The sequence below is a fragment of the Actimicrobium sp. GrIS 1.19 genome, assembly GCF_035984655.1.
Classification (GTDB): Bacteria; Pseudomonadota; Gammaproteobacteria; order Burkholderiales; family Burkholderiaceae_D; genus Actimicrobium.
Window position 1 is genome coordinate 69,233 of record NZ_JAXCHT010000002.1, and the last position, 24,096, is coordinate 93,328.

At 62.4% G+C, this 24,096-nt stretch carries 22 protein-coding genes; 14 read left to right on the forward strand and 8 right to left on the reverse strand.

Going from position 1 to position 24,096, the window contains the following annotated elements; genetic code table 11:
* Positions 1-7: 7 nt before the first annotated feature.
* Positions 8-1,657, reverse strand: a complete 1,650-nt coding sequence (pgi, locus tag RCH09_RS02080; RefSeq protein ID WP_326939373.1) for a glucose-6-phosphate isomerase — start codon at positions 1,655-1,657, stop codon at positions 8-10.
* Between the two features lie 238 nt (positions 1,658-1,895).
* On the opposite strand from pgi, the gene edd reads away from it, so the two are divergent.
* From edd to RCH09_RS02095, 3 genes are all read left to right on the forward strand, one after another.
* Entirely contained in the window at positions 1,896-3,749 is a 1,854-nt protein-coding gene (gene edd, locus RCH09_RS02085; RefSeq protein WP_326939374.1) for a phosphogluconate dehydratase, read from the forward strand.
* Positions 3,750-3,754: 5 nt separating this feature from the next.
* Positions 3,755-4,378, forward strand: coding sequence for a bifunctional 4-hydroxy-2-oxoglutarate aldolase/2-dehydro-3-deoxy-phosphogluconate aldolase (locus RCH09_RS02090; protein ID WP_326939375.1), 624 nt, complete (start codon positions 3,755-3,757; stop codon positions 4,376-4,378).
* A 103-nt stretch (positions 4,379-4,481) separates the two neighbouring features.
* The gene (locus tag RCH09_RS02095; RefSeq protein ID WP_326939376.1) at positions 4,482-5,180 is read left to right on the forward strand and encodes a dienelactone hydrolase family protein; all 699 of its coding nucleotides are present in this window, start codon (positions 4,482-4,484) and stop codon (positions 5,178-5,180) included.
* A 91-nt stretch (positions 5,181-5,271) separates the two neighbouring features.
* Here the strand turns inward: RCH09_RS02095 and aqpZ are convergent, their stop codons facing one another.
* On the reverse strand, positions 5,272-6,051 hold the full coding sequence (gene aqpZ / locus RCH09_RS02100) for an aquaporin Z (protein ID WP_326939377.1): 780 nt from the start codon (positions 6,049-6,051) through the stop codon (positions 5,272-5,274).
* Positions 6,052-6,217: 166 nt separating this feature from the next.
* Positions 6,218-7,177 (reverse strand): hypothetical protein, encoded by a 960-nt coding sequence (locus RCH09_RS02105; RefSeq protein WP_326939378.1) that lies wholly within the window; start codon positions 7,175-7,177, stop codon positions 6,218-6,220.
* A 306-nt stretch (positions 7,178-7,483) separates the two neighbouring features.
* Here RCH09_RS02105 and RCH09_RS02110 point away from each other — a divergent pair, with 306 nt between their 5' ends.
* Positions 7,484-9,214 (forward strand): ABC transporter permease, encoded by a 1,731-nt coding sequence (locus RCH09_RS02110; protein WP_326939379.1) that lies wholly within the window; start codon positions 7,484-7,486, stop codon positions 9,212-9,214.
* A 54-nt stretch (positions 9,215-9,268) separates the two neighbouring features.
* Positions 9,269-10,579 carry an ABC transporter ATP-binding protein gene (locus tag RCH09_RS02115; RefSeq protein WP_326939380.1) on the forward strand — a complete coding sequence of 437 codons (1,311 nt, stop codon included), beginning with the start codon at positions 9,269-9,271 and terminating at the stop codon, positions 10,577-10,579.
* 15 nt (positions 10,580-10,594) lie between these two features.
* On the opposite strand, the gene RCH09_RS02120 is transcribed toward RCH09_RS02115, so the two are convergent.
* Entirely contained in the window at positions 10,595-12,013 is a 1,419-nt protein-coding gene (locus RCH09_RS02120; protein WP_326939381.1) for a phospholipase D-like domain-containing protein, read from the reverse strand.
* A gap of 225 nt (positions 12,014-12,238) precedes the next feature.
* On the opposite strand from RCH09_RS02120, the gene RCH09_RS02125 reads away from it, so the two are divergent.
* The 4 genes from RCH09_RS02125 to RCH09_RS02140 all read left to right on the forward strand — a co-directional run bounded on the left by RCH09_RS02125 (position 12,239) and on the right by RCH09_RS02140 (position 15,003).
* Positions 12,239-12,820 carry an HdeD family acid-resistance protein gene (locus RCH09_RS02125; RefSeq protein WP_326939382.1) on the forward strand — a complete coding sequence of 194 codons (582 nt, stop codon included), beginning with the start codon at positions 12,239-12,241 and terminating at the stop codon, positions 12,818-12,820.
* A 22-nt stretch (positions 12,821-12,842) separates the two neighbouring features.
* Complete coding sequence (locus RCH09_RS02130) at positions 12,843-13,187, forward strand: DUF5335 domain-containing protein (protein ID WP_326939383.1); 345 nt, start codon at positions 12,843-12,845, stop codon at positions 13,185-13,187.
* A 141-nt stretch (positions 13,188-13,328) separates the two neighbouring features.
* Positions 13,329-13,823 (forward strand): flavodoxin family protein, encoded by a 495-nt coding sequence (locus RCH09_RS02135; protein ID WP_326939384.1) that lies wholly within the window; start codon positions 13,329-13,331, stop codon positions 13,821-13,823.
* A 202-nt stretch (positions 13,824-14,025) separates the two neighbouring features.
* Positions 14,026-15,003 (forward strand): cupin-like domain-containing protein, encoded by a 978-nt coding sequence (locus RCH09_RS02140; protein ID WP_326939385.1) that lies wholly within the window; start codon positions 14,026-14,028, stop codon positions 15,001-15,003.
* 22 nt (positions 15,004-15,025) lie between these two features.
* Here RCH09_RS02140 and RCH09_RS02145 read toward each other — a convergent pair whose 3' ends face one another.
* Together RCH09_RS02145 and RCH09_RS02150 are read right to left on the reverse strand one after the other, a co-directional pair.
* Positions 15,026-15,706: a glutathione S-transferase family protein gene (locus RCH09_RS02145; RefSeq protein ID WP_326939386.1), complete on the reverse strand. Its 681-nt coding sequence runs from the start codon at positions 15,704-15,706 to the stop codon at positions 15,026-15,028.
* 55 nt (positions 15,707-15,761) lie between these two features.
* Positions 15,762-16,742, reverse strand: coding sequence for an NmrA family NAD(P)-binding protein (locus tag RCH09_RS02150; RefSeq protein WP_326939387.1), 981 nt, complete (start codon positions 16,740-16,742; stop codon positions 15,762-15,764).
* A 116-nt stretch (positions 16,743-16,858) separates the two neighbouring features.
* Here RCH09_RS02150 and RCH09_RS02155 point away from each other — a divergent pair, with 116 nt between their 5' ends.
* From RCH09_RS02155 to RCH09_RS02175, 5 genes are all read left to right on the forward strand, one after another.
* Positions 16,859-17,752, forward strand: a complete 894-nt coding sequence (locus RCH09_RS02155; RefSeq protein WP_326939388.1) for a LysR family transcriptional regulator — start codon at positions 16,859-16,861, stop codon at positions 17,750-17,752.
* Positions 17,753-17,857: 105 nt separating this feature from the next.
* Positions 17,858-18,949: a branched-chain amino acid aminotransferase gene (locus RCH09_RS02160; RefSeq protein ID WP_326939389.1), complete on the forward strand. Its 1,092-nt coding sequence runs from the start codon at positions 17,858-17,860 to the stop codon at positions 18,947-18,949.
* 236 nt (positions 18,950-19,185) lie between these two features.
* The gene (locus RCH09_RS02165; protein ID WP_326939390.1) at positions 19,186-19,698 is read left to right on the forward strand and encodes a hypothetical protein; all 513 of its coding nucleotides are present in this window, start codon (positions 19,186-19,188) and stop codon (positions 19,696-19,698) included.
* A 178-nt stretch (positions 19,699-19,876) separates the two neighbouring features.
* Positions 19,877-20,653, forward strand: coding sequence for a class II aldolase/adducin family protein (locus tag RCH09_RS02170; RefSeq protein WP_326939391.1), 777 nt, complete (start codon positions 19,877-19,879; stop codon positions 20,651-20,653).
* 99 nt (positions 20,654-20,752) lie between these two features.
* Positions 20,753-21,208: a ferritin-like domain-containing protein gene (locus tag RCH09_RS02175; protein ID WP_326939392.1), complete on the forward strand. Its 456-nt coding sequence runs from the start codon at positions 20,753-20,755 to the stop codon at positions 21,206-21,208.
* Between the two features lie 21 nt (positions 21,209-21,229).
* On the opposite strand, the gene RCH09_RS02180 is transcribed toward RCH09_RS02175, so the two are convergent.
* Both RCH09_RS02180 and RCH09_RS02185 read right to left on the reverse strand, forming a co-directional pair.
* A complete protein-coding gene (locus RCH09_RS02180) occupies positions 21,230-21,697 on the reverse strand; it encodes a hypothetical protein (protein ID WP_326939393.1) in 468 nt (155 codons plus the stop codon).
* Between the two features lie 63 nt (positions 21,698-21,760).
* On the reverse strand, positions 21,761-23,926 hold the full coding sequence (locus RCH09_RS02185) for a carboxy terminal-processing peptidase (RefSeq protein WP_326939394.1): 2,166 nt from the start codon (positions 23,924-23,926) through the stop codon (positions 21,761-21,763).
* Positions 23,927-24,096: the final 170 nt, after the last annotated feature.

Below are 24,096 nucleotides of genomic sequence, written 5' to 3' on the forward strand. Positions count from 1 at the left end.
GATATGGTTACGGAAGGCGCGCTGCTTTGGCCAGCGCGATCAGGGCATTGGTGGAGCTGTCATGGGTGGCGGGCGTGCTGTCGCCCACCAGTTCGCGGTGAATGTGCGTGGCCAGCACCTTGCCCAATTCGACGCCCCATTGATCGAAACTGTTAACGTCCCAGATGACCCCTTGCACGAACACCTTGTGTTCATACAACGCGATCAGCGCGCCGAGCGCGGCCGGTGTCAGTCGCTCCATCAGGATGGTATTGCTCGGCCGATTGCCGGCGAACACCTTGTGCGGGACCAGGGCTTCCAGCGCATCACCCGCCAGGCCTTGCGCCTGCAAATCAGCGCGTACTTCATCGGCGGTCTTGCCGCGCATGAAGGCTTCGGATTGGGCGAAACAGTTGGCCAGCAACACGGCGTGATGGCCAGGCAGGCTGTGGTCGGCCTGCAGCGCGGCGATGAAGTCGATCGGAATCAGATGGGTGCCCTGATGCAGCAACTGGAAATACGCATGCTGGCCGTTGGTGCCGGTATCGCCCCAGATCACCGGACCCGTCTCGACACTGACCGCCTCACCGGCGGTGGTCACGCTCTTGCCGTTGCTCTCCATGTCGAGTTGCTGCAGGTAGCCGGCAAACAGGCTCAGATCCTGATGGTAGGGCGCAATCGAGACCGAGCTGCTGTCGAAGAAATTGCGGTACCAGACGCCGATCATCGCCAGCAGCACCGGCATGTTCTGTTCCAGCGGCGCGGTCTGGAAGTGCACGTCCATCTGATGCGCGCCATCCAGAAACTCGGTAAAGCCGTCAAAGCCGATGGCCACGGCGACCGACAAGCCGATCGCCGACCAGATCGAATAGCGTCCGCCGACCCAGTCCCAGAACGGGAACATGTTGTCCGGATCGATGCCGAACTCGCGCACCGCCGCGTCGTTGGTGGACACCGCAACGAAATGTTTGGCCAGCTCCGCCTCGCTGCCGGTCTGCAGGAACCAGCTGCGCGCCGAATGCGCATTCATCATCGTTTCGATCGTGGTGAAGGTCTTGGAGGCGACGATGAACAGCGTCGTGGCCGGGTCGAGCCGACCCAGCACGGCAGCCAGATCATGGCCGTCGACGTTCGAGACGAAATGGCTGGTCAGGCGCGGGTGCGCATGGGTGCGCAGTGCCTGGCAGACCATCTTCGGACCAAGGTAGGAGCCGCCGATGCCGATGTTGACGATATCGGTGATGGCGCGACCGTCGCGCCCGAGCCAGCTGCCGCTGCGCACGCGTTCGCAAAAGCCCTGCATCTGCGCCAGCACGGCATGGACATCGGCGCTGATGTCCTGCCCGTCGAGCTGCATATGGGCCGAGCGCGGCGCCCGCAATGCGGTATGCAGCACGGCGCGCTGCTCGGTGCGATTGATTTTTTCACCGGCGAACATCGCATTGCGGTGCGTCTCGACGTGGCGTTCACGCGCCAGTGCGAGCAGCAGGTCTAGCGTGGTCTGGTCCAGCCGGTTCTTGGAGAAATCCAGCAGCAGGCCGGCCGCGCGTGTGGAAAATTGCGCGAAACGGTCGGGCGCAGCGGCGAACAGGTCGCGCAGTCGGGCCTGTCCCATCGTGGCGTGATGCGCCTGGAGCAGACGGAAGGCCGGGCTGGCGGTCAAGAGATTGTCAGTCATGGTTGAGCAGGGTTGGCGGTGGATGATGCACTTTACACTACTTCGCGGGAAAGTAATTTCACTACAAAAAAGATTCATGCAGACCGCGCCTTGAATCCCGTTCATATTGCATTACAGTGCATTGGTGGAAACCATTTAGCCAATTTGAGAGCAATGCATCTGCGCAACATCAGAGAAAAAACGCGTTCAGTACTGATGTAGTAAAATTACGCTTTCGCCGACCTGCAAGGAATTCGACATGTCACTGCATCCCGTTCTCTCTTCTGTCACTGACCGTATCATCGAACGCAGCCGCCCTTGGCGCAGCGCCTATCTGGCGCGACTTGACTCGGCCTTGCACGACGGGGTCCAGCGCACGGCGCTGTCCTGTACCAATCTGGCGCATGGCTTCGCGGCGTTTCCGGTCAACGACAAACTGGCGCTGCGCCAGACCCGTTTGCCATCGGTGGCCATCATTTCATCGTATAACGACATGCTGTCGGCGCACCAGCCGTTCGAGCGCTTCCCGCAGTTGATCAAGGAGGCCGCGCGCGCTGCCGGCGGCGTGGCGCAGTTCGCCGGCGGCGTGCCGGCCATGTGCGACGGCGTCACGCAGGGCCAGCCAGGCATGGAGCTGTCGCTGTTCTCGCGCGATGCGATCGCGATGTCGACTGCGATTGCGCTGTCGCACAACATGTTCGACGCCGTGGTCTATCTCGGTGTGTGCGACAAGATCGTGCCGGGGCTGCTGATCGGTGCGCTGCATTTCGGCCATCTGCCGGCCGTATTCATCCCCGCCGGACCAATGACCAGCGGCATGTCCAACTCCGAAAAAGCGCGCGTCCGGCAGAAATATGCCAAGGGCGAGATCGGCCGCGCCGAATTGCTCGAAGCCGAGTCGCAGTCGTATCACGGCGCCGGCACATGCACCTTTTATGGCACTGCCAACAGCAATCAGATGCTGATGGAAGTCATGGGCCTGCACCTGCCGGGCGCCGCCTTCATCACCCCGAACACCCCGTTGCGCGATGCGCTGACCGCCGCTGCCGCAACGCGCGCCGTGCAAATCGCCACGCATACGCCGCAGTACACGCCGGTTGGCCGGCTGGTCGATGAGAAATCCATCGTCAACGCCATCATCGCCTTGCTCGCCACCGGCGGGTCGACCAATCACACGCTGCATCTGGTCGCCATTGCGAAGGCGGCTGGCATCGTCATCGACTGGAATGATTTCAATGCGCTGTCGGCAGTCATTCCGCTGCTGACCCGCATTTATCCGAATGGCGACGCCGACGTGAATCACTTCCATGCCGCCGGTGGCACCGGCTTCGTGATCCGCGAATTGCTCGACGCCGGATTGCTGCATGAGGACGTCACCACGATCATGGGCAACAGCCTGCGCGCCCATTGCCGCGAGCCGTTCCTGCGCGAAGGCGCGGTGGTGTGGCAGGACGCGCCTGCTGTCAGTGCCGACACTACGGTGGTGCGCAGCGCGGCGGAGCCGTTTTCGGCCGACGGCGGCTTGCGTCTGCTGGACGGCAATCTCGGTCGTGCAGTGATCAAGGTCTCGGCGGTCAAGCCGGAATACCGGTTTGTCGAAGCGCCGGCGATTGTGTTCGATTCGCAGGATGCCTTCATGAAGGCGTACAAGGCGGGCGAGCTCAATCGGAGTTTCGTCGCCGTGGTGCGCTTCCAGGGGCCGCGCGCCAACGGGATGCCGGAGCTGCATGCATTGACGCCGGCCCTGGCGAATCTGCAGGATGCCGGTTTCCATGTCGCGCTGGTGACCGATGGCCGCATGTCAGGCGCCTCCGGCAAGGTGCCGGCAGCCATCCATGTCTCGCCGGAGGTGCTGGCTGGCGGTCCGCTGGGACGCGTGCGCGATGGCGACATGATTCGTCTGGATGCCGAGAACGGTGTGTTGCAGGCACTGGTGCCGGATCTCGAATGGGCCGCACGCGAGCATGCAACCGCCGATTTGCGCAGCAACCAGGTTGGCATGGGGCGCGATATCTTTGCCATGTTCCGTGCCACCGTCAGTGCCGCTGAAGAGGGCGCCACCACCTTTGATCTGCCTCCCATTTTGCCAACCGTCGAGAAAGTCACTGTATGAACCTGATGCCCGATCTGCTCCATGTCATGCGCGCCTCGCCGGTCATTCCGGTCATTGCAATCGACGATCTTGACCACGCGGTTCCGCTGGCCAGGGCGCTGGTTGCCGGCGGTATCCGGGTGCTGGAAGTGACGCTGCGCACCGCGCACGGACTGGCTGCGATACGCGCCATGGCCGAACAGGTACCGGACGCGATCCTCGGCGTCGGCACCCTGACCAAACCGGAAGAATTTGCCGCCGCGCGCGACGCCGGTGCGGTGTTCGGCGTCTCGCCCGGCTTGACGCCGGCGCTGATCGCAGCGGCCCGTTCCAGCGGTCTGCCACTGTTGCCCGGCGTGATGACGCCATCAGAAGTGATGGCTGCGCGTGAAGCCGGTTTTCGACAACTCAAACTGTTTCCAGCGGTGCCCGCTGGTGGCGTCGGCATGCTCAACGCGATCGCCGGACCGCTCGCAGACGTGATGTTTTGTCCGACCGGCGGCATTTCACTGCAGACCGCGCCGGCATTCCTGGCCTGCAAGAATGTCGTCTGCGTCGGCGGCTCGTGGCTGACACCGAAGGATGCGATGGCTGCTGGCGACTGGGCGCGCATCACGGTGTTGGCGCAAGAAGCGAGTCGCTTGCGCTGACAACGGGGGCTGGCGCGCTGCTGCAGCGCCAGCAAGGAATGGCAATTGTATGTTCCAATCGCGGCGCGGCAATCATCCCGAACCCGACATGAAAGGTAATCCCATGAGCGTCACCACAAAATGGATTGATATTGACAGCGGCGCCGGCAAGTTTGGTGCTTACCTTGCGCTACCGCACACCGGCAAAGGCCCGGGCATCGTCCTGTTGCAGGAAATCTTTGGCGTCAACGCCCATATCCGCGCCGTGGCCGAGCAGTACGCGGCCGACGGCTATATGGTGCTGGCACCGGATCTGTTCTGGCGCAGCGGCGCGCGCATCGAACTGGACTACGACGAAGCCGGCTGGACCCGCGCCGTGCAGTTGATGAACGCCACCGATGTCGCCACTGCACAGTCCGATATCGCGCTGACAGGGGCTGCGCTGAAGGCCGAGCAGGGCTTCGCGGGCAAGCTTGCCACGATCGGATATTGCTTCGGCGGCATGCTCGCCTACAACGCGGCGGCCGATGGCCTGGTCGATGCGGCGATTGCCTACTACGGTGGTGGCATCCAGAACCAGTTGCAGCGCGCCGATCAAGTCAAGGTTCCGCTGCAATTGCATTTCGGCGGCAACGACAGCCATATCCCGATGGAGGCGGTAACGCGCATCGCCGAGCGCTTCGGTGACGAGCCACACGTTGAAATCCATGTCTATCCGGGCGCCGAGCACGGTTTCAACTGTTCGCATCGCACCAGCTACAACCAGCGCGCGGCGGCCGAAGCGCATGGCCATTCATTGATTTTTCTGAGCGAAAACCTGTAACCGGTCATTGGTGTCCCATGCCCTGACCGGGCGCAAAAAAAGGACGGCGGCAATGCATTGCCGCCGTTTTTCTTTTGCTGCATGGCCAGTCTTAATGCGTGACCCGGATGCGGCGATTCATGTGGCGACGCTCTTCCTGGACGCCTTCGGGACTGCCGACAAAGCGGTAAATCGCGGCCGCCAGCAATCCGCCCACCAGCGGCGCCAGCCAGAACAGCCACAACTGTGACACCGCCCAGCCGCCGACATAAAGCGCCACACCGGTGCTGCGCGCCGGATTGACCGAGGTGTTGGTGACCGGAATGCTGATCAGATGGATCAGGGTCAGCGCCAGGCCGATGGCAATCGGCGCAAAGCCCTGCGGCGCGCGTGGATCGGTTGCGCCCAGTACGACGATGACGAACATGGTCGTCATCACGAGCTCGCTCACCAGCGCCGACAGCAGGTTGTAATTCCCGGGCGAATGCTCGCCATAACCATTCGATGCAAAGCCGGCCGCGACATCGAAATTCGGGCTGCCGCTGGCGATGACGAACAGCACGCCACCGGCGACGATCGCACCCAGAACCTGCGCCACGATGTAGGGCACCAGCTCGCTGGCGGGGAAGCGCCTGGCGGCCCACAGGCCGACCGACACGGCCGGATTCAGGTGGCAGCCCGAGATACGGCCGAGCGCAAACGCCATCGTCAATACGGTCAGGCCGAAGGCCAGCGACACGCCGGCGAAGCCAATCCCGAGTTGCGGGAAAGCAGCCGCCAGCACGGCGCTGCCACACCCGCCCATGACCAGCCAGAAAGTGCCAATGAGTTCAGCGATGTATTTTTTCATGCTGTTTCCTTTTCGAAGGGATTGGACATGGCGCCTGCGCACGTCAAATCACAGCGTAGCGCGCCGTGTCACCACCGCATGCGGCTGTCTGCGCTTCTTCTGATCGGTGACAAGGCTGGCCGGATCAACAGGGCCTTTTCGCAATGAATTTGCACCGACTTAACGGGGTAGGCGCTCAGGAAGGAGGCCGCTCTGGCGTGTCCGGATGTTAGCGCCGCGAATGACGCAAAAATGCTTGCGCAACCTGCATGACCTGGGTGCGTTTGAACGAGAGTGAGGTGAGCCGGATATTGCCTTCAAAGCCATTGTAAAAAAGCCGCTGCCAGATTGCATATGGAAGAGCCAGGGTGCCGAAGTGGGCTTGCGCTGTACTGGCGTGCCGGAACTGAAGCACAAGTTTGGTCGTCGCGCCCGAGGCGGTCAGACGCACGCCATGCACATCCGTCCATGGGATGCGTTTTCCGCCACGAAAACTGTCGGTAATCCAGTACTGGTCCAGCACCAGGGCGGGGCCCTGCCACAGGAAGTCGCGCAGGCAGCGCACCGCAATCACTGCGTACAACAGTAGCCACGGCAGGTAAAGCAGCGGCGCCGCGTTGTGGCCGAAGATACTCCTGAAAACGCCATGCAGAGGGATCAGGCCAAGCACGAACAACGTAGCCATCAGCAGCACAAATATCGCATACGGTCGCGACTTGTAGAGCTCCAGTGGTGCGGGTGGATTGGCGTGGCCAAGGTGGCTTCGGGCCGGGTCCTGTGACACGGCAACGCTGTCGATCTGCAGCCGCGCCGGGCGCGTCGTTGCAGCGCCGGACGCTGTGACTTCTGGCCGGCTCCGGTTGGCTGGCGCAATGGGTTCTGCGCGTGCGGCCCGACTGGCGCGCGCCGGTTGCGGGCCGCTTGACGTTGTGTTGTCATCGTCATCCGTGTCGTCGTCCGGGTCGCGGCGGGCAACGCCCAGCCACGCCACCCAGATAAAAGCGACGCCCACGATCATCCAAAAAGTCACCACCAGCAGAAACCCCAGTGGCTTCGTCGCGAACGGGAAGGTTGCACTGCCCGCGCCGTCAATCGCTCCCGCAAAAATGCCTTGCAAAGCGATGTTCAGGCTGCCCAGGCCGAGCGCGAGACAAAACAGGTTCACCAGCAAATTGCCAAATGGATTCATCGTGTCGTGCTTTCAAATTCGGCAAATCGATGGAACTGCCACGGCCGTTGTTGGCGCGACCAGGTCGAGAGGGATGGACATGCCGATACTGCGGAGACCGCCGATCTGGTCAGTAATGCTGACCAGAAAACGTTGCCGGCGCAACATTTGTTTTTAGCCGGCCAGGCGCAAAGCACTTGGCAAAGTGGCAGGTTTCGTCATTGCGGTGCGACTGTTGCGTAGAATACGGCGCTTGGCAAACTGGATTCACGCTGCACGCGTGAGCGGCCAGGCAAATCGCAGCAACGTATCGGAAAGAGCCCCGGCATGCGCAAGAAAAATCAATTCTTTCCACGACAAGTGGTCGAGGCCGGTGGCAATCGCTGGGACTGGGCCTTGCTGCCGATCGTACTGGCCTTGCTGGTGCTGCTGGCGTATGGCGGTGCGCAGATGGCGCGTCCTTACCAGCTCGGCCAGGCCCTGCCGATGTCGCTCGGACCGGAGAATCTGCCGTACTACTTGCTGCGCACCACGCTGCGCATGTTTATCGCGCTGGGCGCGTCGGTGATTTTCAGCTGCGTGTTTGCGGCCCTGACCACCAAGTACCGCACCGCCGAAAAAGTACTGGTGCCGCTGCTCGACATCCTGCAATCGATCCCGATCCTCGGGTTTCTGTCGATTACCGTGACTGCCTTCATCGCCCTGTTCCCCGGCAACCTGCTCGGCGTCGAGTGCGCCGCGATCTTTGCGATCTTTACCTCGCAGGCATGGAACATGGCGTTCAGTGCCTACCAGGGTTTCCGCACCGTCCCGGCCGAGCTGGCCGAGGCCGCCAGCGTGTTCCAGTTGTCCGGTTGGCAGCGCTTCTGGCGACTCGAACTGCCGTTCGCCATGCCAGGCCTGTTGTGGAACATGATGATGTCGATGTCGGGCGGCTGGTTCTTCGTGGTGGCCGCCGAAGCCATCTCGGTCTCGAACCAGAACATCAAGCTGCCGGGAATCGGCTCCTACATCGCGCTGGCCATCGAGCAGCGCGACCTGAACGCGATCGGCTGGGCCATCGGCGCCATGCTCATCGGTGTCATGCTGTACGACCAGTTGTTTTTCCGGCCGCTGCTGGCGTGGGCCGACAAATTCCGTTTCGAGGATTCAGCCAGCGAGACTGCGCAGGATTCCTGGTTGCTGACATGGTTGCGCCGCACCGAACGCACGCAGGGCATTGCGCGCCTGTTTGTGCGCTTGCTGGAACGCTCGTTCTCGATGTTCCGCCTGCGCTACGACGGCACCTCGATTCGGGCGCGCTCCGAGCCCAGCTCGACCACCCCGCAGCGCATCTGGGATGCGGTGATTGCCGCGGTTGGTTTCTATGCCCTGTGGACGCTGGTCAGCTTCGTGCACGCCGGGGTTGGCTGGAACGAAGTCGGCCGCGTCGTGGTGCTGGGTTTCTATACGCTCTCGCGCGTGCTGATCCTGCTGTTTTTTGCGGCGCTGGTGTGGATTCCCATCGGCGTGAAGATCGGCATGAACCCGCGCCTTGCCGAACGGGTCCAGGCGATCGTGCAGTTTCTGGCCGCGTTTCCGGCCAATCTGATGTTTCCGGTGGCGGTGGTCGGCATCGTGCATTTCAAGCTCAATCCGGATATCTGGCTGTCGCCGTTGATGATCCTGGGCACCCAGTGGTATCTGCTGTTCAATGTCATTGCCGGAGCCTCGACGATTCCGACCGAACTGCGTTACGCGGCCCAGAATCTCGGCCTGACCGGCTGGCTCAAATGGCGGCGCTATCTGTTGCCGGCGATCTTTCCGAGCTTCGTCACCGGCGCCATCACTGCCACCGGTGGTTCGTGGAACGCCAGCATCGTGGCCGAGTACGTGACCTGGGGCGACACCACCCTGCAGGCGCAGGGCATCGGCAGCTATATTGCCGAAATGACCGCCAAGGGCGATTTTCCGCGCATCGCGCTGGGCATCGCCGTCATGTGCGTCTTCGTGATGGCGCTGAACCATTTTGTGTGGCGACGGCTGTACCGCATGGCCGAAAATCGGCTGCATTTCTAGCGCCCGCGCAACGCCGCAGCGACACCCTCAACCTGACTGAAAACGAGACCCGCCATGAGCACACCCATCATCGAACTCAACGCGATCGGTAAATCATTTCGCTCCGCCGATGGCTCCGCGCGGACCGTGCTGGAGGGCGTCGATTTCACGCTGCATGAAGGCGAGATCGTCGCACTGCTGGGCCAATCTGGCTCCGGCAAGTCGACCATGCTGCGCATCATGGCCGGACTGATTTCTGCCGATGCGGGGCAGGCCCTGTATCGCGGCATGCCGTTGTATGGCGCCGCGCGCGGCATCAGCATGGTGTTTCAATCGTTCGCGCTGTTTCCGTGGCTGACCGTGCAAAAGAACGTCGAACTCGGCCTGGAGGCGCAGGGCGTGGCTGAAGACGAGCGGGTGCGGCGCGCCGAAGCCGTCATCGAATTGATCGGGCTGTCCGGCTTCGAGGGCGCGTTGCCGCGCGAATTGTCCGGCGGTATGCGCCAGCGTGTCGGCATCGCCCGCGCGCTGGTCATGCAACCCGAAGTGCTGCTGATGGATGAAGCATTTTCGGCCCTCGATGTGCTGACCGGCGAACGCTTGCGCGAAGACATCCTTGACCTGTGGGAGTCCGGCCAGATTCCGACCAAGGCGATCCTGGTGGTGTCGCACAATATCGAAGAAGCCGTGATGATGGCCGACCGCGTGCTGATTTTTGCCAGCGACCCGGGCCGGGTGCGCGCCGAGCTGCCGATTTCGCTGGCGCGCCCGCGTGCGGTCGAAAGCAATGAAGTGCGCCTGCTGATCGATGAAGTGTATGGCCTGATGACCGCCGGTACCGGCCGCGCCGGACGGACCACCGAAAAAGAAGCCAAGCTGCAGCTGGGCGACCGCTTGCCCGAAGCGGACATCGCCCGCATCGAAGGCATCCTCGAACTGTTGGTGGAGGCGCCGTACTATGGCCGCGCCGACTTGCCGAAGCTGGCCGAAGAAACCGAACTCACCGATACCGAATTGCTGGATGTCTCGATCGCGCTGGCGCTGCTAGGGTTTGCGCAGCTGGCGCATGGCGATATCGCCCTTACGCCGCTGGGCGAACATTATGTCGGCGCCAGCAATCCGGAGCGGCAGGCCATATTCGGCCGGCAGCTGCTTCAGCACGTGCCGCTGATTGCCTACATTCGCCATGGCCTGGAGCAGGATCGCTCGGGCGATTTGCCGGAAGACCTGTTCCTCAAGCTGCTGCGCTTCACGCTCGACAAGGAAGAGGCCGAACGGGCCCTGCGCGTGGCCATCGAATGGGGCCGCTATGGCGATTTGTTCGAGTACAACTTCAATACCGGCGTAATCCAGCTGCCCAAGGAAGAAGCCAGCGGCGTCGAGTGACGCCGCACCCGCTGGCTACAACTGGAACGCCAGCCACAGCAGCAAGCCGCGCGCCAGATCGCGCACCAGGCCGGGTACCGCGGGCTGGTGCCGCGCCGCGTTGTGGCGGTGCCGTGCGATAAAACCGGCGAAGCGGTCGACATCTGCCGGCGCGTGGAAGGCGATCATCATTTCGTAATTCAGGAACAGGCTGCGGGCGTCCAGATTGAGCGAGCCGGCCAGCGCCAGGTTGTCGTCAATCACCACCGCCTTGGCGTGCAGCATGTAGGGGGTCAGCCAGATCGCCGCGCCCGCGTCCGCCAGGTCACGCAAGGCGCGGTTGCGGGCGATATCGGCGAGGTGATGATTCGACCTGGCCGGCAACACCAGATCGACCCGCACGCCGCGTCGCGCGGCCAGTGTCAGCGCCTTCAACAGCATGTCGCTCGGCACGAAATACGGCGTCACCGCCATGATCCGGTGGCGCGCCTTGAAACAGGCCGTCACCAGTAAATCATGCACGGTATCGTCGACCTGATCGGGGCCGGAGGCAATCACTTGCGCGAGCAACTGCCCCGGGGCGGCTGGAGTCACGGGCGTGCTGACCGGTTGCGGCGGAGCGGCGCCGGTGGCAAAGGCCCAGTCATGTGCAAACAGGGCGTGCGCCTGCGCCACCACCGGGCCCCGCAGGTCGAAGGTCAAATCCTGCCACGGTGCTGTTTCGCCGTCGCCGGCAAAATATTCGGTCGCGAAGTTACGGCCGCCGCTCCACAGCCGTGCGCCATCGACGATCAGCATCTTGCGATGATTGCGCAAATTGGCCCCGCCCCGCGAAAACAGCCGCAGGATCGGACTGAAGGAAGCCACCTCGCCGCCGGCTTGCCGCAACGCGCGCAGATGAATTCCGCCGGCCATCTTGTGACCCGCGTCATCGAGCAACAAACGCACCCGCACGCCGTTGCGGGCGCGTTCGGCTAGCCGTTCGATGAGCGTGGCGCCCATCGCATCGGCGCCGACGATAAAGGTGCACAGATCGATCTCGTGCCGCGCGCCGGCGATCAGTTCCCACAGCACCGCCAGCGCTTCATTGCCATCACGGTGAATGCGCAGATCGTGGTAGGGCTGCGCTGCCGGCTGGGCCATCGCTGCCAGCAAAGCCGCGTTCCAGTCGTCCGGCGCATCGTGCTTCGCCGCATGCGTGACGGCATCGAACTGATGGCCGATCTGCCGCCGTTTGCGCGAGCCAAACAGCAAATACAGCGGCAAGCCGATATAGGGCAGCAGCGCAATCGTCAGCACCCAGGAAATGGCGGCCGGCGGACTGCGACGCTGGCGCAGCGAATGCGTCGTCAGCACGTACACCAGCAGCCCCACCACCACCACGATGGCGTGCAGCGACAGCAATTGCGTGGCCGGAACGGTGCTCCAGACCAGCTGCGGCTTTGAAATTTCCATGTTCATGCCAGATAGGGAGGAAAGGAATTGTACGCATGCAATGCCCGTCCGAGGTCAAACTTTCGTGCTCCCCGCGAGTGCCATTTTCGCTGCCCGGAAATGGCACGATTGCCTGATTTTTTGACCGCACACAATAATTTTTCGGCACATCGGACTATCGTAAAAGGTACGTCGACGATTCAATCTCGCGGAGCACCGCCAGCATCATCTGCCGGAGTGACCAACATGAATAACAACGTGCTGCTGCAATCCTGGTGGATGCTTGCGTTGCGCGGTGTCATCGCGCTCGCGTTCGGCTTCGCGGCACTTGCCTGGCCCGCCGTCACGCTGCTGTGGCTGGTTGCGGTGTTTGCGGTGTACGCGCTGGTGGCCGGTGTGATCGCCGTTGCGACGGCCTTGAATGGCCGGGGCAAGGACGAGCGCTGGTGGCTGATTCTGCTGATGGGCCTGGTCAGCATCGGCGCCGGCCTGATCGCGCTGGCCTATCCCGAAGCGACGATCGTTGCGCTGCTCCTGCTCATTGGCGTCAATGCGCTGGTCACTGGCATGCTCGATGTGATCCTTGCGGTGCAGTTGCGCAAGCGCATCGGTGGCGAATGGCTGCTGTTTGCCAGCGGCATCCTGTCGGCGCTGTTCGGAATCCTGGTCGTCCTTTTTCCCATCGACGCCGGCGCGCTGACGCTGGTCTGGATGGTCAGCCTGTACGCCATCCTGATCGGGATGATTTGTCTGGTGCAGGCGGTCCGCATGCGCAACTGGGCGCATCACGACCGGCCCGTCATCAGCATGCCGGCTGGCCGCGCGTGAATGTGTGCAACGGAGGGTAATCATGGCAGTACTGAAACTTGAGAAGAACGAGTGGAGTGCGTATTTCGACCGCATATCAAAAACGCTGGCGGGAGAGGAGGCGGAAATCGAGATTGCCTCGCTCGCCCTGGGCGATCAGATCGAGGCCGGCTGGGCGCCATTGCTGGGCATCGTTTTCGATCACAAGAATGATCTGATCGAGATCCTGATGCCGGATCTCGATCACATGATCCTGCATCCGCGCGAGGTGTACGTCGATTATGGCGTGGCCGGCCTGACCAGCCTACAGGTGATTGATGGCGACGACGTGCGGCAGATTGTCAAGCTGCGCGGTCCGCTGGCGCTGCCGGACGCGTCGCACGCCTGAGTCCGTGACTGCGCCGGTGCGGCGTTGCGGTTGACGCTGCTTTCCGGGGAATCGGGACGGTGCATCGCGGCGCCGCTGCACAACCTGGCGCACCGCGATCTGCCGGGCAGGCAAACTGGAACATTGACCCGGAGTGCTGCGATGAAAAAGATTCTGGTGGTTTTTTACTCACGCACCGGCATCACGCGGAAAATTGCCGAGGCAATTGCACGCTATGGTGATTGCGATCTTGAAGCCATTTCTGACGGCCTTGACCGCACCGGTACGCTTGGTTACTGGCGCTGCGGCTACGAGGCCCTGACCAAAAAATGTCCGGATATTGTCACCCTCATTCACGATCCGGCCAATTATGCGGTGGTCGTCGTGGGTACCCCGGTGTGGGCAAGCCACATGGCGTCGCCGATCCGCAGTTTCATTGCCGGGCACGGCGGCGAGTTCAAATCGGTGGCGGCCTTTTGCACAATGGGCGGATCGGGCGGCGAGGCCGCGCTCAACGAAATCGGCGCGCTGTGCGGCAAGAGCCTCGCCGCAAGAATGGTGCTGACAGATCGGCAAATCAGCGATGGGCAGTATCGCGAACAGCTGGAAAAATTTGCCGCCACACTTGAGCGAAAAGTACTGCTGCCCACCGGCTGAACCATCGGAACCAGCCCGTTGCGCTGATTCTTGAACGCTCCTCTGCCTGATTGGGTCTGCGTGCCGACATCCACGGTACTGCCACTGATCTGGCCTGGGGCGCAATGGAACGGTTATGCTTGGCCTTCCATAACCGGATTGCCGACCACCCGCGCACAGCAGCACAACGCGTGAGGGCATCCGGAGCCAACAGTGAGCCTCCATGTCAAGCAAGAAAAGTCCGGTAGCGCCTGTTGCGACGCCGCCGCAGGCAGGCGCTGCTTCCCGTCTTCCCCCGTTGTCGGCCTCACGCTCCGGCAGCGCCGACGGCGCCGTCGCAACAAGGCAGGCGCGCGAGCACAAGGATGCGCTGGTGCGCGGTGTCGCTTCCATCGCCGAGATGCGCGCAGCGATACGGCGCGTAGCGCGCGACCTGCCGGCAATAACGGCCGTGCCGCGCGTGGCGAAGCTCGATGTCGCGGGATTTCGCAAACGTGCCGGCGACGGGTTGCCATTCATCGTCACCGGGGTCGTCAAGCGCTGGCCGATTTCTGCGCTCGACATGGAAACACTGCGCAATCAGCACGGCCACTTGCCGGTGCGTGCGCGGGTGGGCGACTATATCAACACTGCGTTCGCACCCGATCGGGCCATGCTGGACATGACAATGCTGGCGTATCTGGATCTGGTCGTCGCCGGCACGCCGGCGCTGCCGCCGTATCTGGGCAATCTGGAATTGCGCGCCTTGAACCGGCTGTGCTTCTGGCCCGCGTACTTCGACAAAATGGGACCGCCGCGCTTCTGGCTGGGTCCGGCAGGGACGGTGACGCCGTTGCATTGCGACTATGACGACAACTTGTTTGCGCAGATCTGGGGCACCAAACGCATCTTCCTGTCGCCGCCGCATCACGACGAATTCCTGTACCCGCGCGAGGCCAATGCGGTGCTGTTCGGCTCGCCGTTCAATCCGGAGGCGCCGGATTTCCAGGCATTCCCGCTGGCGCGCCAGGCCACCATGATCGAATGCATTGTCGAACCTGGCGAGCTGCTGTACGTCCCGGCCGGCTGGTATCACCAGGTGCGCGCGCTGACATTTTCCCTTTCGTCGAACCGCTGGGCGAGGGCGCAGCCGCTGGCATTAAACGGCGGCCTGACCATCGGTCAGGCGGCTTGCGACGCAACCGTCCCGTCGTTTTCCTGAAAATCCGGGCGGCGTGGGTCGTTCAGCTCAGCAGCGTGAACGGACCACCGAGTGCGAGGGCGCGCTGGTATGCCGGCCTGGCGTGGATGCGCGCGAGGAAGTCCTGCAACCTTGGGTAGTTGGCCATGTCGCCGCCGCGTGCCGCTGCGGCTTCCAGCGGGAAGCTCATCTGCACATCGGCGGCCGTGAACGTTTGCCCGGCAAACCAGGGCCGCTGGCGCAGTTCGCCTTCCAGGAACTTCAGTTGCGCATCGATCTGCGGCTGCAGATAGCCGCCGATGACCTTGTCGGAGATGGCCCTGGCAATCGGCTTGATGAAAAACGGCATGGGTGCCTTGGCCACCTTGCCGAAGATCAGTTTCATCACCAGTGGCGGCATGGCAGATCCCTCGGCAAAGTGCAGGAAGTAGCGATAGTTCAGCAACTCCGGACTGTCGGCAGCGAGGTTGACGGGCCGGAGTCGGCCTTCGCCGTAGCGGTCCACCAGATACTCGATGATGGCGCCGCTCTCAGCGACCGTGAGCGTGCCGTCGGTGATGACCGGCGACTTGCCCAGCGGGTGCACTTTGGCCAGCGCAGGCGGCGCCAGCGAGGTCGCGGCATCGCGCTGGTAGTGCTTGATCTCGTAGGGCAGGCCGAGTTCTTCGAGCAGCCAGAGCACACGCTGCGAGCGTGAATTATTGAGGTGGTGGACAGTAATCATGGAGCGATGTTACACGCTGCGCCATGGACTGCCGACATCCGCGCGCCCACGCGTGTCAGGGCTGGCTCGCCAGGCTGGGCCTTTCGATGGCCTGGCCGCTGGCCACGGCGGCCAGTGTCTGGCGTATGCCCTGCGCATACGGCGTGCTGTGAAGCGGGCCGATCAGTTGTTGCAGCGCCGCGTCGTCCATGATCAGCGGATCGCTGATCAGATAGTGCATCTCGACCATTTCACGCATGAACGGATTGAACCAGCCGATCACCCGCAACAGGGTCTTGCCGACCACGCGCAGCTTGAGCTTGCGGCCGGTCTGGCGCTCCATCTCGGATACCAGTTCGCGCTGCGTCGTCACACCGCTGCCGGCGAAGTGCCAGATTTTCCCGAATGCCGCGGGAGTGTCGATCAGCCGGGCGACGATCGGGCCGACATCCGGCACGAAGACGAACTGATGCGGCACATCGAGCGGACCGATCATGTCGGCAGCGCCGCCTTGCACGGCAGCGTTCGCCGCGCCGTGCAGCAGGCTGGCTTCCACCCCGGGGCCATAGAAATCGGGCAGGCGCAGCACCGTCGCGCGGATGCGGCCGTCGGCGTGCGCCTGCATCAGCAGGTCCTCCTGCTCCTTGCGCATGCGCCCCTTGAACGTATGCGGCGCACGCGGATGGTCTTCGCGCACCGGTCGCGATTGGGCCCGGCCGTATGGGTAGACGGTGCCGATCAGCAGGATGTTCTTGACCCCCGCGGCGATGGCGCCGGCCAGCGTTTTACGCATGATCTCGGGATGCAGTCCGAACTGCGTGTAGTTGACGCCGACCAGATAGATCAGCGTCTCGATACCGGCTGCAGCGGCTTCGACCGAGGCCGGCGAATCGGGATTCCATGTGACGATTTCCGCCAACGGATCGGTGCCAAACGCCTGGCGCAGACTTGCTTCGCTGCGCCCGACCACGCGATAGGAATGGCCGCTGGCACTGATGGCGGCGGCAACGCTGCGGCCGATGGCGCCGGCGGCGCCGAACAACGCGATTCTTGACATGACGATTCTCCTTGGGATGCCGGTGGGCGTTTGCTTGCAAAGAAGCCAGTATGCGGAATGAGCAGATAAATGAAAATTGCGTAAAATCGTCTCGTCGCTATAAATAAATGCATACCATGGCTGAACGTGAACCGAGTTGGGAGTGGTACCGGACCTTCCTGAAAGTACTGCAGACAGGCTCGCTGTCGGCGGCGGGTCGGACAATGGGCCTGACGCAGCCGACGGTCGGCCGCCACATCGACAATCTGGAGACGGCGCTGGGGATGAAGCTGTTTATCCGTTCCTTCGACGGCTTTGCACCCACCGATGCCGCCCTGGAACTGCAGCCCTATGCCGCCAGCGTCGCTGCCACCACGGCGGCATTGCGCCGGGTAGCCAGCAGTCACGGCAGCGGCGTGCGCGGCTCGGTACGGCTGACCGCCAGCGAGATCATCAGCATCGAAGTGCTGCCGCCGATCCTTGCCGCCCTGCGCGACGCGCACCCGGCGCTGACCATCGAGCTGGTGGTATCCAACAAGGCGGACGATCTGCTGCATCGCGAAGCAGACATTGCCGTGCGGATGTTCCGGCCGCTGCAGGAAGCGCTGGTGGCCAAGCGCGTCGGTGGCATCGAAGTCGGATTGCACGCGCACCAGCGTTATCTGGCAGCGCACGGCACGCCGACATCGGTCGACGGACTGGCACCGCATGCGCTTATCGGCTTTGATTACGAGAACGCGTACGTGCGCCAACTGCAGGCGCAATATCCGTGGTTCACGCGCGCCGCGCTGGCGTTGCGTGCCGACAGTGACATGGCACAAGTGGCGTTCATCCGCGCCGGTTTCGGCATCGGCGTTTGCCAGGCTGCGCTGGCGGCGAAGGACAAGGCGCTGGTGCGGCTGCTTCCCGAGGCGTTCTCGATCATGATGGACACATGGGTTGCGATGCATGAAGACCTGCGCCAAAGCGCCCGCTGCGCCGTCACTTTCGCGGCGCTGGTCGCCGGGTTGACCGCCTACATCGAGGGTTAGCAAACAGTCTCCGCACAAAAAAATTTCGGAAAATTAACGCGTCACCGCTGGCAGCAAGCGCTGCAAAGCGCATAATTCTGGCTTCCCACTTCTCCTGAAAAAATAATGACGACTACAGCGTGGCAGTTCACCCAGGAAGTCCATCCGAGCCCTGCGACCAGCGCAGAGGTTGTCAACCTGCTGGCCAATCCGGGCTTCGGTCGTGTCTTTACCGACCACATGGTCACGGTGCGCTGGAATGAGGCGCAAGGCTGGCACGATGCGAAGGTCGAATCACGCAAGCCTTTCCTGCTCGATCCGGCCTGTGCTGCGCTGCATTACGCGCAACAGATTTTCGAAGGCATGAAGGCATATCGCTCCGCCAGCGGCGAATTGCTGATGTTCCGCCCGACCGCCAATGCGCGCCGCTTCCAGCAATCGGCCAAGCGCATGGCCATGGCGCCGGTCCCGGAGGACCTGTTCGTGGCATCGGTCGAAGCGCTCGTCAAGATCGACAGTCACTGGGTTCCGGAAGGCGAGGGCAGCCTGTACCTGCGGCCGTTCATGTTCGCTTCGGAAGCCTTTCTGGGCGTGCGGCCGTCGCTGGAATACGTATTTTGCGTGATCGCTTCACCGGTTGGCCCGTACTTCAAGAATGGTGATTCGGCCGTTACGGTCTGGGTCTCGGATGAATACACCCGCGCCGCGCCGGGCGGCACCGGTGCTGCCAAATGCGGCGGCAATTATGCGGCGAGCCTGCTGGCCCAGGCGCAGGCCACGGCCAACGGTTGCGACCAGGTGGTGTTTCTCGATGCGGTCGAAAAACGCTGGGTCGAAGAACTTGGCGGCATGAACATCTTTTTCTGCATGGCCGACGGCACGCTCGTCACACCCCCACTGAGTGGCACCATCCTGCCCGGCATCACGCGCGAATCGGTAATCCTGCTGGCCCGTCGCGAAGGCATGACCGTCGAGGAACGTCCGTACAGTTTCGAGCAATGGTGCGCTGACGTCGCCAGCGGCCAGTTGCGCGAAGTGTTCGCCTGCGGCACCGCGGCAGTCATTGCCGGGATCGGCCGCATCCGGCACACCGGCGGCGAGCTGGTCATTGGCGATGGCACGGTCGGCCCGGTGACCACACGCATCCGCGACCTGCTGACCGGGATCCAGCGCGGGCGGCTTGCAGATACCGAGTCCTGGGTGCATCACCTCTCGTAATCGGCGTGGCGTGCAGCGCTGCGGGCAGGCAACGCCAACCCGCAACTTCGCTGCCGCAGGACATCTCTCCCGGATAACGTTGCCGCTTTCGGCAACGAACTTTTCATCCGGCGCCACGCCAATCGTTGATCCCCGGCAGTCGGCAACCGTTAGGCAGACACGAAATTCAACTAAGCTTGAAGAACGGCCCCGGTTGGCTGTTTTGTCGGCGCCTGTGCCGCGGCATTGGAAAAATGATGAGGATCTCGGCAAAACTCCGTCTTATGCTGTCGGTCATTCTGGTTGTTTGCAGCGGTGCCGTCAGCGCAAAGGAATCCCGCTTCGGCTCGGATGCGGAACTGTGGTCGCAGCGTTCGCGGATCGAAAAGGTGGCGTATCTGTACGGCATCTGCCAGGGCTTGAACGCCGTGCCGGAGGCGAAGGCCGTCGAGCTGCCGTGCAAGCCACTGGCGCCGGCCGGGAAAGAAGCCGGACCCGTCATCTGGAAATTCTGCGGTGCACTGGTTTCGTCCGATATCGCGGCGGTCCAGATCTTCGACCATTTTTACCAGGACAAGAACCATTCCGACATTCCGCCGTGGATGGTGGTGGTCAGCTACGACGACAAGATGTGCGGCGACAGCCAGGTAAAAAAAGTCCTCAACCGGGTGCAGGAAAAACGCAAATGCCTGCGCCAGTTGCTCAACCTGACCGATACCCCGGGACAGACCGAGGCAGCGCGCCAGGCGGCCTGCGCCAAGCTCGAATGAGGCGCGATCATGCCGTTCCCTGTGCGCGCGATCGGCAGCATAACAACGGGGATCGGCACGCGTTGCCGGCCGAAATGGAATGCGGAAGTCGGATTGATGCATTACGATGGTGCAAAACTGGCATCGCTGGCTGCCCGCCAATTTCCGTTGTTTATTCTGACTGAGAAGGTTGTCCCTCATGAACACACCTCAACACCCGGCCCTTGCTACCGTTAAAGAGCGCGTTTCCGCCGAAGAATGGCAAACCCGCGTGGATCTCGCCGCCTGTTACCGCCTCGTGGCCGACTTTGGCTGGAGCGATCTGGTCTTCACGCACATCACGGCGCGCGTGCCTGGCACCGACGACCAATTCTTGATCAATCCCTACGGCATGATGTTCGACGAAATCACCGCATCGTCGCTGGTGAAAATCGATACCCAGGGCAACAAGCTCGACGATTCGCCGTTCCCGGTCAATCCGGCCGGTTTCACGATTCACTCGGCGATTCACGCGGTGCGGCATGATGCGCAATGCGTGCTGCATGTCCACAGCATCAACGGCGTGGCCGTCTCGGCGCAGAAAAACGGGCTGCTGCCGCTGTCGCAGCAATCCATTTTTGTCCTGTCGAGCCTCGCGTATCACGACTACGAAGGCGTCGCGCTGAACGCCGAGGAAAAGCCGCGCCTGGTGGCCGATTTCGGTGAAAAAACTTACCTGATGTTGCGCAACCACGGCCTGCTGACGGTCGGGAAAACCATTGCCGATGCCTTCGTCAACATGTACTTTTTCGAAGCGGCATGCATGATCCAGATCCGGGCCCAGTCGGGCGGCAGTGAATTGATCACGATCCCGCCGCACATCATTGCCGGCGCCCAGGCACAAGCCAAAGAGGCCACCAAGTCACTCGGCGGCATGCTCGCCTGGCCCGGCCTGTTGCGCCGGCTGGACCGGATCGATTCCTCGTTTCGGGATTGATGCCGGGGCGGCTGGCCGGATGGTGCGGCCTGCCGTTTGCAATTCCGGCGCGGCTTGGTCATGATGCAGCTTTCCACTTGCCTGCCCAAAGGAGTCACGATGCCAACCGTCAAGAATCAAATCGCGATTGATGCCCTCAACACCATCATGGAACTCGAACTGGCAGGGGTGGTGAAATACACCCATTACTCGCTGATGGTGTATGGCTTCAATCGCATTCCCATCGTGTCGTGGCTCAAGGCGAATGCTCAGGAAAGCCTTGATCATGCGCACAAGGCGGGCGAGCTGGTCACCTTGCTCGGCGGGCATCCGTCGCTGAAAATCGGTGCGTTGCTCGAAACCGAGAACCACGACATCGGCGCGATTCTGGTGGAAAGCCTGACGCATGAAAAGGAAGCGCTGGATGCGTATTACGCGCTGCTGAAAATCGCCGAGGGAACATCCGTGCTGCTGGAAGAATATGCGCGCGAAATGATCGTGCTGGAAGAACTGCATCAGGACGAAGTCAACAAGATGCTGCGCCGACCCGGCGCGATCGAGTCCTTCAAGGAATAAGCGGCGCCAGGCCGGAACCGGTCAGGACGGCAAGGCGCCGCGGTCGGACCAACGGCTGCGGCCCGGCATGCCGATTCGGCGCCGTTGCGCGCGTTGCATCAGCGCCCCCAACAGGATGGCAACCGTGGCCGAGCCGACCAGCGCCGGCGAGGTCAGCATGGCGCTCAGGCCATCGACCGTCTCGACACTGACCTGCTGCACGAAGGTCACCAGATCGGCCACGTCGCTGGCCCGGATACCCTGCATGTCGTCGAGGTGAAATGCGTTCAACTGTTGTCCGCTGCGAATCCACAGGCGGGCAAAAATGCCGTCGGCCACGGCCACCAGCGACAGGATTCCCAGTGGTCGCAGCAGCAGCCCGAGCATGCGGCTTTTTTCCTGCGGCGGAATGGTTTCGTAGACGGCCGCGACCAGCTGCGCAATCTCCGTATTGTCACGACTCGCCGATGAGGGGGTTTCCGGCGTCGCTGGCGATTCAATCAAATCCATGATGGGGCTCCTCGCAAGTTACTCGGTTCGGGGGACGTTGCTGCGGGCGGTTGATCCGCGCGCTCACAGTCGTTTGCGGCTGCGCGCAGCGGGCGCGGCCTGCTCCACCGTGCCGACGCTACCTGATTGCATCAGATCGACCTCATCACTGACGACATGGGCGGCCTCGTTGAGCAAGACATCCTTTTCGGTCTTGTGTTTCGAGCGGGCGGCGAGTTCCGATGCGAGGTCGCGTTCACCCGGTTCGAGGCCGTCATCGGGTTCGGCATGCGCTTTTGCGGCGCCGCCCGGCGTTGTCGGCAAGCCCGGTTTGCCACCCGCTTTTGGTTCCAGCGCCGCGCTCAACAGCGTGCGTTCCTGACGGCGATCGGCTTCGTTCAAGGACACCAGATTCTTTTTTCTCTGGAACGTGGCCTGATCCTGTTCGGCCTTGATCAGATTGAGTTCCGTGTCGCTCTGCACGCGGCGCTGGCTGCGCTTTGCCAGCGTCGGGATGACGGCCTTGAGCGCGCCGTTGGCGACGTAGCTGGCCGGCGTGACGCGCATCCATGGCACGGCATTGTCGAATTTGTCTTCACCCCAATCGGCGTCATTGCTGGCCGAGAAAAAATCGATGTCCGGCGTGACGCCGCGCAGCTGCGTGGTGCCACCGTTGATGCGGAAAAACTGGGCGATCGTCATTTTCAGTTCGCCGAACTGCGGCACCGGCTGCTTGACCAGTTCATCCAGGCTGATGGTGGTTTGCACGGTGCCCTTGCCGAAGCTGCGCTCGCCGATGACGACACCACGACCATAGTCCTGGATGGCGGCGGCAAAGACTTCCGAGGCAGAGGCGGAATTGCGGTTGATCAGAACGGCCACCGGACCGCTCCATGCGACGTTGGTGCTGGTGTCGCTGTCGACCACCACGTTTCCTTTGGCATCACGCTGCTGCAGAACCGGCCCCTTGCCGGTGAACAGCGCAGTCAGCGCGACCGCTTCGGCCAGCGAGCCGCCGCCGTTGTTGCGCAGGTCGATCAGGACACCGTCGGCCTTGTCGGTCTTGAATTCGGCGAGCAGCCGGGCGACATCGCCGCTGGCACTGCGGAAGTGCGGGTCCTTGCGCTGTTCACCTTCAAAATCACGATAGAACGTGGGCAACGTAATCACGCCGATGCGACGCGTTACACCGGCGTCCTGCACCGTCAACAGGGTTTTTTTTGCCGCCTCATCTTCAAGATCGACTTTCTTGCGTACCAGCGAGATGGTCTTGTGTGCCCCATCCGTCGCCGTCCCGGCCGGCAGGATGTCGAGGACCACGGTCGAACCGGCCGCGCCGCGCACCAGCGTCACGGTTTCGTCCAGCCGCAGCCCCTGGGTGTTGGTCATCGGCGCACCCTTGCCCTGGCCGACGCCGACGATGCGGTCACCGACATTGACCTTGCCGGATGCTGCCGCCGGACCGCCTGCGATCAGTTCGATCACCGTATTGAAACCGTCTTTCTCGGCCATGGTCGCGCCGATGCCCACCAGCGACAGGCGCATCGAAATGTCGAAGTCCTGCGCCGTGCCCGGCGCCATGTAGTTGGTGTGCGGATCGATGGCCATGGTGTACGCGTTCATGAAGGTTTCGAAGGCGTCGTTGCTCTTGATGCGACCGACTTCGCGCAGATCGTTTTCATAGCGCTTGTCGAGCTTGACGGCAATCCGCGCAGCCGGCTCGCCAGCGAGCTTCAGACGCAGCCACTCATTCTTGACGCGCTTGCGCCAGAGCTCATTGGCTTCGGCATCGGTCTTTGGCCATGGCGCTTTTTCGCGGTTGATTTGATAGCTCTCGCGCACGGTGAAGTCAAAGCCGGGCTTGATCAACGCACGCACCGTCGCGACGCGCTCGCTGGCGCGCTGCGCATACACGTTGAACATCGCGAACGGGATGGTCAGATCATTGCTCATGATCGCGGCGCCGAGTTTTTCGCGGTCTTTCGACATCTCATCGACGTCGCCCTGCAACAGGAACAGCCGCTCCGGGTCCAGCGTTTTCAGATAGCGGTCGAAAATTTTTCCGGACATGGCGGCGTCCAGTGGCTGCCCGGTGTAATGGAAGTGTTCCAGCAGCTCGGCGGAAAGATGTGCGGCCTGCGCATGTTGCGGCAGGGGCAGCAGCGGCGCCGGTGCGGATTCGGCAGAACAGAACAGTGCCTGCGTTGCGAGCGTGATCACCAATGTGATGCGCATCAGGTGCTGGTTCATGGGTATTTCCTTTGCGGCAGATACGAGTGCTGTCTTGTACCGTGAATGGGTTCTGGAACGGATCATGGACATGTTTGCGCACGGTGCCTTGGCATCGCGGCAATCACGATCATGTTGAGGCGGGCATGCTTCGCCCATGTGTCGCAGTGTTGAGGTTCTTGTAACATGCC